Annotated in this window: 12 protein-coding genes; 8 read left to right on the top strand and 4 right to left on the bottom strand. The window is 68.5% G+C overall.

Annotated elements, in window-relative coordinates:
• Positions 1-79: 79 nt before the first annotated feature.
• On the bottom strand, positions 80-526 hold the full coding sequence (locus tag ACFDTC_RS04235) for a GNAT family N-acetyltransferase (protein ID WP_375257627.1): 447 nt from the start codon (positions 524-526) through the stop codon (positions 80-82).
• Positions 523-1,464: a nucleoside hydrolase gene (locus ACFDTC_RS04230; protein ID WP_375257626.1), complete on the bottom strand. Its 942-nt coding sequence runs from the start codon at positions 1,462-1,464 to the stop codon at positions 523-525. The genes ACFDTC_RS04235 and ACFDTC_RS04230 overlap by 4 nt, the downstream gene beginning before the upstream one ends.
• 266 nt (positions 1,465-1,730) lie before the next feature.
• Between ACFDTC_RS04230 and zwf the strand changes: the two genes are divergently transcribed.
• The 3 genes from zwf to pgi are packed head-to-tail and all read left to right on the top strand — an operon-like array spanning position 1,731 to position 5,460.
• Positions 1,731-3,182, top strand: coding sequence for a glucose-6-phosphate dehydrogenase (zwf, locus tag ACFDTC_RS04225; protein WP_375257625.1), 1,452 nt, complete (start codon positions 1,731-1,733; stop codon positions 3,180-3,182).
• Positions 3,179-3,856 carry a 6-phosphogluconolactonase gene (pgl, locus tag ACFDTC_RS04220; RefSeq protein WP_375257624.1) on the top strand — a complete coding sequence of 226 codons (678 nt, stop codon included), beginning with the start codon at positions 3,179-3,181 and terminating at the stop codon, positions 3,854-3,856. Before zwf ends, pgl begins: the two co-directional genes overlap by 4 nt.
• Positions 3,857-3,873: 17 nt before the next feature.
• Positions 3,874-5,460, top strand: a complete 1,587-nt coding sequence (gene pgi, locus ACFDTC_RS04215) for a glucose-6-phosphate isomerase (protein ID WP_375257623.1) — start codon at positions 3,874-3,876, stop codon at positions 5,458-5,460.
• Positions 5,461-5,478: 18 nt separating this feature from the next.
• On the opposite strand, the gene ACFDTC_RS04210 is transcribed toward pgi, so the two are convergent.
• Entirely contained in the window at positions 5,479-5,901 is a 423-nt protein-coding gene (locus ACFDTC_RS04210; RefSeq protein WP_375257622.1) for a cupin domain-containing protein, read from the bottom strand.
• A 98-nt stretch (positions 5,902-5,999) separates the two neighbouring features.
• Here ACFDTC_RS04210 and ACFDTC_RS04205 point away from each other — a divergent pair, with 98 nt between their 5' ends.
• The 5 genes from ACFDTC_RS04205 (at position 6,000) to ACFDTC_RS04185 (ending at position 10,572) form a co-directional block, all read left to right on the top strand.
• The gene (locus tag ACFDTC_RS04205) at positions 6,000-6,617 is read left to right on the top strand and encodes a holin-associated N-acetylmuramidase (RefSeq protein WP_375257621.1); all 618 of its coding nucleotides are present in this window, start codon (positions 6,000-6,002) and stop codon (positions 6,615-6,617) included.
• On the top strand, positions 6,608-7,165 hold the full coding sequence (locus tag ACFDTC_RS04200) for a holin family protein (RefSeq protein ID WP_375257620.1): 558 nt from the start codon (positions 6,608-6,610) through the stop codon (positions 7,163-7,165). Before ACFDTC_RS04205 ends, ACFDTC_RS04200 begins: the two co-directional genes overlap by 10 nt.
• A 110-nt stretch (positions 7,166-7,275) precedes the next feature.
• Positions 7,276-9,246, top strand: a complete 1,971-nt coding sequence (locus ACFDTC_RS04195; RefSeq protein ID WP_375257619.1) for a heme lyase CcmF/NrfE family subunit — start codon at positions 7,276-7,278, stop codon at positions 9,244-9,246.
• 2 nt (positions 9,247-9,248) lie between these two features.
• Positions 9,249-9,725 (top strand): cytochrome c-type biogenesis protein CcmH, encoded by a 477-nt coding sequence (locus ACFDTC_RS04190; RefSeq protein ID WP_375257672.1) that lies wholly within the window; start codon positions 9,249-9,251, stop codon positions 9,723-9,725.
• 70 nt (positions 9,726-9,795) lie between these two features.
• Positions 9,796-10,572 carry an enoyl-CoA hydratase-related protein gene (locus ACFDTC_RS04185; protein WP_375257618.1) on the top strand — a complete coding sequence of 259 codons (777 nt, stop codon included), beginning with the start codon at positions 9,796-9,798 and terminating at the stop codon, positions 10,570-10,572.
• Between the two features lie 105 nt (positions 10,573-10,677).
• On the opposite strand, the gene ACFDTC_RS04180 is transcribed toward ACFDTC_RS04185, so the two are convergent.
• A partial coding sequence (locus ACFDTC_RS04180) for a citrate/2-methylcitrate synthase (protein WP_375257617.1) occupies positions 10,678-10,920 on the bottom strand: 243 nt, incomplete at its 5' end.

Raw genomic sequence — 10,920 nt, 5'->3', positions numbered from 1 at the left:
TACCCGATCTGGCTGATCGGCGGCGGCATCATGCTCTACTCGATCCTGATGATCATCGTCGTGTCGTCGATCGACTGACCTAGAGCGCGCGGCGCAGGGTCAGCCGGTCGGTGCCCGGTTCGAACCGGGCGCGGCGGGCGAAGGCGTGCAGGCGGTCCTCGTCGGCGCCGCTGTCGAAGGCGAGCGAGACGAGGCCCGCCTCGCGCATCGCGCGGCAGATCGAGTCGAGCGCCTCGGACCCCATGCCGCGGCTGCGCACGGCGGGGCGCACGTAGACCTCGTCGATGGTGCCGGTCATGCCGCCGCGCGAGATGGACCAGCCGAAGGTCACCGCGATGTAGCCCACCGGCGCGCGGCGCGGGCCGATCAACCAGATCGCGCCCAGGTGCGAGCCTGCCAGCAGTGGCGCCACGGCCTCGAGCCGGCGGTCCGCGTCGCTGTCGATGCCGCGCTCGGCGTGGAAGGCGCCGACCAGCGACAGGACGCGCTCGGCGTCGTCTTCCGACGCGAGGTGCACCGATTTCATAGGCGGGCCAGCCTTTCGGTGAGCAGCGCGAAGAACCCGTCGGCGTCCAGGTCGCCGATGAAGGTGGCGTTTGGCGCGCGGTCGGTGACGCCCCACCAGTCGGCCACCGTCATGCCCAGCGTCAGCTCGGACGCGGTCTCGATCTCGACGTTGACGTGCCGGCCCGAGAAGAGGTCGGGGCGCAGCAGCCAGGCGATCACGCAGGGGTCGTGCAGGGGCGCACCGTCCGAGCCGTACTTCTCCTTGTCGAAACGCTCGAAGAAATCGGTCATCTCGGCCACCGCCACGCCGACCTTCGTGCCGAGGGCGCGGAACGCGTCGTTGCGGGCCTTGGTGACCAGCGCCTTGTGCGTTGCGTCCAGCGGCAGGACGGTGATCGGCGCGCCGCAGGCAAAGACCTCAGCCGCCGCGTGGGGGTCCACGTAGATGTTGAACTCGGCCGTCGGGGTGATGTTGCCGACCTCGAAGTAGGCGCCGCCCATGAGGACGATGCCGCCGATGCGCTCGGCGATGTCGGGCGCGCGGCGCAGCGCGGTGGCGATGTTCGTCAGCGGGCCCAGCGGGCAAAGCGTGACGGTTCCGGTCGGTTCGTCGCGCAGGGTGTCGATGATGAAGTCGACCGCGTGCGTGTCCTGCAGCGGCATCGCGGGGTCGGGCAGGGACGGCCCGTCCAGCCCGGTGCGGCCGTGCACATGCTCGGCGGTTACCAGCGGGCGTTCCAGCGGCGCATCGCACCCGGCGAAGACCTTCACGTCTTGGCGGCCGGCCAGTTCGCAGATCACGCGCGCGTTGCGCGCAGTCAGGTCCAGCGGCACGTTGCCCGCGACCGCGGTGATGCCCAGCACGTCGATCTCGTCCGGCGAGGCCAGTGCCAGCAGGATGGCGACCGCGTCGTCCTGGCCGGGATCGGTGTCGATGATGATCTTGCGTGCCGGCATGGCTGTCGCGTCCCCGTGGCCGTTTCGGCGTGGTGGTGGCATGCGCCCCGCGCCGGTGCAAGCCGCTTGCGGCCCCCGGGCGACAAGCCGCGCGTGGCCGCCAATTGCATCGATCGTGGCCGCGGGTGCGCCGAATTTGGCGCGCCGCCTTGCCGCGGCATGCGTCGGTGTTAGACTTCGCCGCGCGTTTGCCGTAACCGTGGCCCCGACCGCGCTGGTTAGCGCTAACCGGCCCGCTGAAGGGCGGCAGTAGAAGGCAGTGTTTCATGGTTTCACGCGTCATTCCGGTCGACCCGTTCGACCTGGTGATCTTCGGCGGCACCGGCGATCTTGCGCGGCGCAAGATCCTGCCGGGGCTGTTCCGGCGCTTCGTGGCGGGTCAGATGCCGGACGACGCGAAGATCATCGGCGCCGCGCGCGGGGACATGGACGACGCCGGCTATCGCGCCCTGACCGAGGACGCGATTCGCGAATTCGGCGGCCGTTCGGTGACCGACGAGGCCTTGGCGCGCTTTCTCGAGCGGGTGCATTTCACTACGGTCGACGCCATGGGCGACGAGGGCTGGACCACGCTGGCCGACAAGCTGTCTGAGGGCCGCGTGCGCGCCTTCTACTTCTCGGTCGCGCCGTCTCTGTTCGGCGCCCTGGCCGAGCGACTGCGGAATTTCGGCCTGGCGGACGCCGCGAGCCGGATCGTGGTCGAGAAACCCTTCGGCCACGACCTCGAAAGCGCGCGGGCGCTGAACAAGGTGCTCGAGCAGCACTTCGCCGAGGATCAGATCTATCGCATCGACCATTACCTGGGGAAGGAGACCGTCCAGAACCTGATGGCCGTGCGCTTCGGCAACATGCTGTTCGAACCGCTGTGGAATGCGCAATACGTCGACCACATCCAGATCACGGTGGCCGAGACCGTGGGCGTGGGCGGGCGTGGCAGCTATTACGACCGCTCCGGCGCGATGCGTGACATGGTTCAGAACCACATCATGCAGCTGCTGTGCCTGATCGCGATGGAGCCGCCCGCCCGGTTCGAGCCCGACGCCGTGCGCGACGAGAAGCTGAAGGTGATCCGCGCGCTCGATCCCGTACCGGTGCATCACATCGTGCGCGGGCAGTACGGCGGCAGCGCGACGCAGCCGTCCTACGGCGACGATGTCGAAAACCCGCGCTCGCGCACCGAAAGCTTCATCGCCTTGCGCGCTCACGTGTCCAACTGGCGTTGGGCGGGCACGCCCTTTTACATCCGCACGGGCAAGCGGCTGCGCGCGCGCACGTCCGAGATCGCGGTCGTGTTCAAGGATGCGCCGCACTCGATCTTCGGCGCCGATGCCGGTCGGCACCGCAACGTCCTTGTCATCCGCCTGCAGCCGAACGAGGGCATGACCCTCGATGTGACGATCAAGGAACCGGGGCCGGGGGGCATGCGTCTGATGGATGCGCCGCTGGACCTGACCTTCGCCGATGCGATGTCGCCCGACGCCGACGAGGTGCCCGATGCCTATGAACGCCTCATCATGGACGTGATCCGCGGCAACCAGACCCTGTTCATGCGCGGCGACGAGGTCGAGGCCGCCTGGGCCTGGACCGACCCTCTGATCGACGAGTGGGAGGCACGTGGCGACGTGCCCCAGCCCTACGACATCGGCGCGGCCGGCCCCGAGGATGCGCTGATGCTGATGCACCGCGACGGACGCAAATGGCGGGAGATCCGAGGATGAGTTACGAGTTCATCGACTATTCCGACCGCGAGGCCCTGGTCATCACCTTGGCCGACCGTCTGGCCAGCGACCTGCGCGGCCAGCTTTCGCGGCAGGACCGCGTGGCCTTTGCGGTCCCGGGCGGGACGTCGCCGGGGCCGGTCTTCGACGACCTGTGCGGCGTCGACCTGGACTGGAGCCGCGTCGACGTGCTGCTGACCGACGAACGCTGGGTGCCCAAGGACAGCCCGCGCTCGAACACGCGTCTGCTGCGCGAGCGGCTGATCGTCGACAAGGCGGCTGCGGCGCGCCTGCTGCCGCTGCACCGCGACGACATGGACTGCGACGCCGCGGCCGAGGCGCTGGGCGAGCAGATCGAGCCGGCGCTGCCGCTGGGTGTCGTGCTTCTGGGCATGGGGGCCGACCTGCATACCGCATCGCTGTTTCCCGGCGCCGACCGCCTGGACGAGGCGCTGTCGCCGCGGGCGCCGACGCTGGTGCCGATGCGTGCGCCCGGCGCGGAAGAGCCGCGCGTGACGCTGAGTGCGCAGGTCCTGAACGGCGCGCTGTGCAAGCACGTCCTGATCTTCGGCCGCGAAAAGCGCGACGCTCTGGAACGCGCCGCCGGGCTGAAGCCCCAGGATGCGCCGATCAACGCCGTGCTGGACGGCGCCCGGGTGCACTGGGCCGAATGACAACCAAGGAGCGACGCATGTGGGATGATCTCGAGGCGCACGCCGCGCGGGTAAAAGGCCGGTCGATCGCCGCGCTGTTCGACGAGAACCCGCGTCGCGCGGCCGAGTTCAGCGTAGAAGTCGACGGGATGCTGTTCGACTACTCGAAGACGCAGCTCGATGAGCAGGTCCGCGGAGCGCTGTGTGCGCTGGTTCAGGACGCGGACGTGGCGGCCCGGCGTGACATGATGTTCGACGGCCATCCCATCAACGAGACCGAGGGCCGCGCCGTCCTTCACACGGCGCTGCGTGACCCCGACGGCGGGCCGGTGCTCGTCGACGGGCAGGACGTCAGGCCCGGCATCCGCGACGGCCTGAAGCGTATGGAGACGCTCGCCACCGAGATCCGCGGTTCGGCTGTGCGCGACGTGGTCAATATCGGGATCGGCGGCTCGGACCTCGGCCCGGCCATGGCGGTGCGCGCCCTGGCGCCTTACCACGACGGGCCTCGGTGCCACTTCGTGTCGAACGTGGACGGCGCCGACATCACCGACACGCTCGCATCGTGCGATCCCGAGACGACGCTGTTCATCGTCGCGTCCAAGACCTTTACCACGATCGAGACCATGACCAACGCGCGCACCGCCCGCGACTGGATGGAGAAGGCGGGCGTCGATCCGACCGCGCGCCTCGTGGCGTTGTCGTCGGATCTGGGCAAGGCGCGGGAGTTCGGCGTGCCCGAGGATCGCGTGCTGGGCTTCGGCGACTGGGTCGGCGGGCGCTATTCGATGTGGGGACCGATCGGGCTGAGCCTGATGATCGCCATCGGGCCGGACCGTTTTCGCGCTTTCCTGCGCGGCGGCCATGCCATGGACCGGCACTTCCGCACGGCCGAGCCGCAGGCCAACATGCCGATCATGCTGGCGCTGGTCGGCATGTGGCACGCGCAAGTGCTGGGCTACGAGACACGCGCCGTACTGCCCTACGACGACCGGCTGGCGCGGCTGCCCGCCTATCTCCAGCAGCTCGAGATGGAGAGCAACGGCAAGTCGGTTGCGATGGACGGCACGCCGCTGCAGATCGGCTCGGGTCCCATCGTGTGGGGCGAGCCGGGGACCAACGGGCAGCACGCCTTCTACCAGCTCATCCACCAGGGCACGCGGATCGTACCGTGCGAGTTCATGGTCGCCGCGCGGGGTCACGAACCCGCGCTGCAGAACCACCATGCACTGCTGGTGGCCAACTGCCTGGCGCAGTCCGAGGCGCTGATGCGCGGGCGCAGCCTAAATGAGGCGCGCGCTAAGGTTGCCGGAAAGTTCGACGGCGAAGAGCTGGAGCGACAGGCGCGGCATCGCGTCTTTCCGGGCAACCGGCCGTCGACGACGCTGATCTACCCGCGCCTCGACCCTGAAACGCTGGGCCGGATCATCGCGCTCTACGAACACCGGGTCTTCGTCGAGGGCGTGATCCTGGGGATCAACAGCTTCGACCAGTGGGGCGTCGAACTGGGCAAGGAACTGGCCACCACGCTGGGCCCGATGGTGACCGGAGAGGCGTGTGTCGAAGGCAAGGACGGCTCGACCGCGCAACTGCTCGATTTCGTGCATAAGACCGGCCGGACCTGACCGGGGCGACGCGGCGTCTCAGGGAATGCCGAACCCTTCGGGCGCCAACTCGAACCCGTCGAACCGGAAGCCCGGCGAGACGGTGCAGCCGACCAGCGTCCAGTCGCCGGTGCTTCGCGCGGCCTGCCAGTGGCTTTCGGGCACGACGTGCTGGGGGCGCTGGCCGGACGACAGGTCTGGGCCCAGCGTAAGGTCGCTGCGCGGGCCGGCTTCGTCGGGCGCGATGGAAAGGATCAGCGCCGCGCCGGCGTAGTAATGCCAGATCTCGGTAGCGTCGACGCGGTGCCAATGGCTGCGCTCGCCCGCCTTCAGCAGGAAGTAGATGCAGGTGCCCGCCGGACGCTCGCCGCCTTCGGCCGCTGCCTGCCATGTCTGGCGATAGTGCCCGCCCTCGGGATGCGGCGCGAGGTCGAGCAGCGCGATGATCTCGTCGGCGGTCATGGTAAACGCTTCCTTTCGGCGTGCGCAGGTCCAAACGCGTGTTAACCCGCGTCCCGCACGGTGCATGGATCGCAGAACGCTTCGAGCAGGAGGCATCCATGCAATTCACCGACATCCGGCGCATGGCCGGAGAAATCGTCGCTCGCGAGGGGGGCTATGTCAACGACCCGGACGATCCGGGCGGCGCCACGAACCACGGCGTCACGATCCACACGATGCGGCGCCTCGGGCTGGACCTGGACGGCGACGGCGACGTCGACGCGTCGGACGTGCGGCGCCTGACGCAGGCGCAGGCGGTCGACATCTTCGTCGACCATTACTTCGTGCGCCCCAAGATCGCGCAACTGCCCGAGGTGCTGCACGAGACGGTCTTCGACATGTACGTCAACGCCGGCGCTAACGCTGTGAAAGTGCTGCAGCGGCTGCTGAACCGCATGGGCGAGCAACTGACGGTCGACGGCCAGATCGGCCCCAACACGATCGCGGCGGCCGCCCGCGCCGCCGCAGCCGCCCCGGACCACATCGCCGACGCATACGGCATTGCCCGGCGCAACTACTACTTCGCGATCGCGGACGCGCGCCCGGCCAGCCGCAAATACGCGCGCAGTCGGTCTGGCACCAAGGGCGGCTGGATCAAGCGCGCCGAGGAATTCATCGCGCCGCGCTACCACCTGTCCAGCGCGGACTTTGCAGCACGGGTGGCATCATGGGGCTGATCGATGGACTCCTGGCGGTGCTGTTCGGCGGCAACCGCAACGTGGTGAAGGAGACGGCCGAGGTCTTCCGCGTCAACGCCGAGGCCGAGGCCGGGCGCGAACTGGACCTGCAGGGCCAGGTGCTCGAACAGTTCGGCAAGGAGTTCCGTCTGGCCGACCGGTCGCGCTTCGACCAGGTGATGGATGCGCTGAACCGCGTGCCGCGTCCGGCGATGGCCTTGGGCACGATCGGGCTTTTCGTTGCGGCGATGATCGACCCGGTGTGGTTCGCCGCGCGCATGGCCGGCATTGCGCTGGTGCCGGAGCCGCTGTGGTGGCTGCTGGCGGCGATCGTCAGCTTCTACTTCGGCGCGCGCCATCAGGCGAAGGGACAGCAGTTTCAGCGCGACCTGGCGCACAGCATCGCGCGCGTGCCGCAGGTCATCAAGACCGTGCGCGACGTCGAGGCGCTGCGCAACGTGACCCCGCCCGAACCCGATGCCGGGGTGCAGGACGTGGACGAGCCCAACGCCGCGCTGGCCGATTGGCGCGCGACGCGCGCGCGGTGACGCGCGGGTAAGGCAAACGTGATCCCGCCGCGCGCGGGAGACCGCGACAAAGCGACGGAGCCGGGCCGATCCCCATTGGCCCGGCTTTGTCATGCGCCTATAACGTGGGCATGATCACAGAGCTCGGCCACTTCGCCCTTATCCTCGCGTTCCTTGTCTCGCTCGTTCAGTTGAGCGTGCCGCTGATCGGCGCGCACAAGCGATGGCCTGGCTGGATGGCGGCGGCCGAACCCGCGGCGACCACGCAGCTTCTGCTGGTGGGCTTTTCCTTCGCGGCGCTGACGTGGGCCTTCGTGACCTCGGATTTCTCGCTGCGGCTGGTCTACCTCAACAGCCATTCGGCCAAGCCGATGCTCTACAAGATCAGCGGTACCTGGGGAAACCATGAAGGCTCGATGCTGCTGTGGGTGCTGATCCTGGCGCTGTTCGGCGCCATGGCGGCGTGGTTCGGCGGCAATCTGCCCGACACGCTGCGGGCGCGGGTGCTGGCGGTGCAGGCATCGATCTCGGCTGCGTTCTATGCGTTCATCCTGTTCACCTCGAACCCGTTCGAACGGATGGCAGTGGCACCCTTCGACGGGCAGGACCTGAATCCGCTGCTTCAGGACCCCGGCTTGGCCTTCCATCCGCCGTTCCTGTACCTGGGCTACGTGGGTCTTTCGATCTGCTTCAGCTTCGCGGTCGCCGCGCTGATCGAGGGGCGCGTAGACGCCGCCTGGGGTCGCTGGGTGCGGCCCTGGACGCTGGCGGCGTGGATTTTCCTGACCATCGGCATCGCGCTGGGGTCCTGGTGGGCGTATTACGAGCTTGGCTGGGGCGGGTTCTGGTTCTGGGATCCGGTCGAGAATGCGTCCTTCATGCCCTGGCTGTTCGCCGCGGCGTTGCTGCACTCGGCAATCGTGGTGGAGAAGCGCGAGGCGCTGAAGTCCTGGACCATCCTGCTGGCGATCCTGGCCTTCGGGTTTTCGCTGATCGGGACGTTCATCGTGCGGTCGGGCCTGCTGACGTCGGTGCACGCTTTCGCCAATGATCCGGAACGGGGGATGTTCATCCTCTACATCCTGATCTTCTTCACCGGCGGCGCGCTGACGCTGTTCGCCGCGCGGGCCAACGCGATGCAGGCCAAGGGCGTGTTCGGCGTGGTCAGCCGCGAGAGCGCGCTGGTGGCGAACAACATCCTGCTGGCCGTGTCGTCCTTCGTCATCTTCGTGGGCACCATGTGGCCGATGCTGGCCGAGATGTTCTTCGACCGGAAGCTGTCGGTCGGGCCGCCCTTCTTCGACGCGGCGTTCACCCCGTTCATGATCGCGCTGGGGCTGCTTCTGCCCGTGGGCTCCACGCTGGCGTGGAAGCGCGGCAAGCTGGGCCGCACCATGCGCGCGCTGCTACCGGCGCTGGGGCTTGCGGTAGCAATGGCGGGCCTCGTCTGGGCTATGCAGACCGGGCGCAGCCTGATGGGACCTATCGGCGTCTTCCTGGGCGCCTGGATCATCGCGGGCGCGGCCACGGACATCGTCGGCCGGCTGGGCAAGACGCGCGACTGGTCGCGGCTCACGCGGCTGCCGCGCGCCGACTGGGGCAAGACCGTCGCGCATTCGGGCCTGGGCATCACGATGATCGGCATCGCCGGCCTGCTCGCGTGGGAGCAGGAGGACATCCGCGTCGCGCAAATCGGCACGCCCTACGACGTCGGCCGGTTCCAGCTCGAGCTTCAGGACGTGACGCAGATCCGCGGGCCCAACTACTTCGCGACTCGGGGCGAAGTCAGCGTTCGCGTGGACGGTGAGGAGGTCGCGCATCTGTACCCCGAGAAGCGCAACTACCCGGTCGCGCAGATGCCCACGACCGAGGCGGCGATCGACTACCGCTTCCTGCGCGACGTGTACGTCGTGATCGGCGACCAGCAGGACAACGGCGGCTGGGTGATCCGGACCTACATCAAGCCGCTGGCGAACTGGATCTGGGCGGGGTGCATCATCATGGCACTGGGCGGATTGCTCAGCCTGACGGACCGCCGCTTCCGCATCGCAGCCGGCGCGCGCAAGACGGTCGCGGCGAAGCCCGGGGTTCCGGCGGAATGAGTATGCGTGCAGTCGCGCTGTCATGGCTCGTGGCGCTGCTGGTCGCGGTCGGGACGGTGCCGTCGCCGGCCTTGGCGGTGCAACCCGACGAGGTGCTGGACGACCCCGCGCTGGAAGCCCGGGCGCGCGAGATCTCGGAGGGGTTACGCTGCCTCGTCTGCCAGAACGAAAGCATCGACGAATCCAACGCCTCGCTGGCCCGGGACCTGCGGCTGCTGGTGCGCGAGCGGTTGGTCGCCGGCGACACGAATGCCGAAGCGGTGGACTACATCGTCGATCGGTACGGCGAGTTCGTCCTGCTGCGGCCCACCACGGGCGGCTGGAACGTGTTGCTTTGGGCTGCCGGTCCCTTGCTGTTCCTGGTCGCTTTGGGCACCGGCGCTCTTTACGTGCGCGGACGCGCGCGGGCGGCCGCGCCGGGCGAGGCGGCGCTGAGCGAGGAAGAGCAGGCGCGCCTGCGGCGGATCCTCGAGGACTGACGCCGCGTTTCGCTTTGCCTTCCGCGCGCCGGCCATGTTTGATGCGGCCGAACCCAGACGGAGGCCCGGCGTGATCTACGACACAATCGAATACGCGTTGCAGGACGACATCGCGACGGTGCGGCTGGCCCGTCCCGACGTGATGAACGCGCTCAACACCCAGATGCGCGCCGAGATCACCGACGCCATGAAACGCGGCGGTCGCGAGGCACGCGTGGTCGTGCTGACGGGAACCGGCCGGGCCTTCTGCTCGGGGCAGGACCTGGGCGACCGGGCGAACGCCGCCAACCTCGACCTCGAGCGCACGCTGCGCGACGAGTACGTGCCGATGTTGCGCGCGATATACGACTGCCCGGTGCCGACGATCAGCGCCGTGAACGGTGCGGCGGCCGGGGCGGGGGCCAACCTGGCGCTGGCGGCGGACGTCGTCATCGCCGCGGAAAGTGCGTTCTTCGTACAGGCCTTCACCCGCATCGGCCTCATTCCCGATGCCGGCGGTACGTGGTTCCTGCCGCGCCAGATCGGCATGGCCAAGGCGATGGGAGCGGCGCTTTTCGCCGACAAGATCACCGCGCAGCAGGCCAGCGACTGGGGCATGATCTGGGAATGCGTCGCAGACGAGGCATTCGACGCACATTGGCGGGCGGGCGCCGCACATCTGGCCAAGGGACCGACCGCGGCGTTCGTACGCGTCAAGCAGGCGATGCAGGCGTCGTTCGACAACGATCTGGACGGCCAGTTGGCGCTTGAGGCGCAGTTGCAGGGCCAGTGCGGGCAGACGCGCGACTTCAAGGAGGGCGTGGTGGCTTTCATGGAGAAGCGACCACCGGTCTACGAGGGACGCTGACGGCGCTCGCGGCTGCGCCGCATCGCCCCGCCCACCGTCCCCGGCGGCGGAATCAAGAAAGGCCCGGGCTTCGACCCGGGCCTTTTCGTTTGCGTAGGCGCTATGTCAGCGCTTTTCGATGTCCACGTAGTTGCGCTCGGTCTCGCCGCGGTACAGCTGGCGCGGGCGGCCGATCTTCATCTGCGGATCGCCCAGCTGTTCCTTCCACTGGCTGATCCAGCCGACGGTGCGCGACAGCGCGAAGATCGGCGTGAACATGGAGGTCGGGAAGCCCATCGCCTCGAGGATGATGCCCGAGTAGAAATCGACGTTCGGGAAGAGCTTCTTCTCGGTGAAGTACTCGTCCTC

It is taken from the genome of Citreimonas sp., from assembly GCF_042096055.1.
In the GTDB taxonomy this organism is placed as follows: Bacteria; Pseudomonadota; Alphaproteobacteria; order Rhodobacterales; family Rhodobacteraceae; genus Citreimonas.
This window is presented reverse-complemented; position numbering and strand designations above follow the sequence as displayed.

Coding starts and splice junctions, on each gene's coding strand:
- ACFDTC_RS04235 (WP_375257627.1), bottom strand. CDS start 526: ATGAAATCGGTGCACCTCGCGTCGGAAGACGACGCCGAGCGCGTCCTG.
- ACFDTC_RS04230 (WP_375257626.1), bottom strand. CDS start 1,464: ATGCCGGCACGCAAGATCATCATCGACACCGATCCCGGCCAGGACGAC.
- zwf (WP_375257625.1), top strand. CDS start 1,731: ATGGTTTCACGCGTCATTCCGGTCGACCCGTTCGACCTGGTGATCTTC.
- pgl (WP_375257624.1), top strand. CDS start 3,179: ATGAGTTACGAGTTCATCGACTATTCCGACCGCGAGGCCCTGGTCATC.
- pgi (WP_375257623.1), top strand. CDS start 3,874: ATGTGGGATGATCTCGAGGCGCACGCCGCGCGGGTAAAAGGCCGGTCG.
- ACFDTC_RS04210 (WP_375257622.1), bottom strand. CDS start 5,901: ATGACCGCCGACGAGATCATCGCGCTGCTCGACCTCGCGCCGCATCCC.
- ACFDTC_RS04205 (WP_375257621.1), top strand. CDS start 6,000: ATGCAATTCACCGACATCCGGCGCATGGCCGGAGAAATCGTCGCTCGC.
- ACFDTC_RS04200 (WP_375257620.1), top strand. CDS start 6,608: ATGGGGCTGATCGATGGACTCCTGGCGGTGCTGTTCGGCGGCAACCGC.
- ACFDTC_RS04195 (WP_375257619.1), top strand. CDS start 7,276: ATGATCACAGAGCTCGGCCACTTCGCCCTTATCCTCGCGTTCCTTGTC.
- ACFDTC_RS04190 (WP_375257672.1), top strand. CDS start 9,249: ATGCGTGCAGTCGCGCTGTCATGGCTCGTGGCGCTGCTGGTCGCGGTC.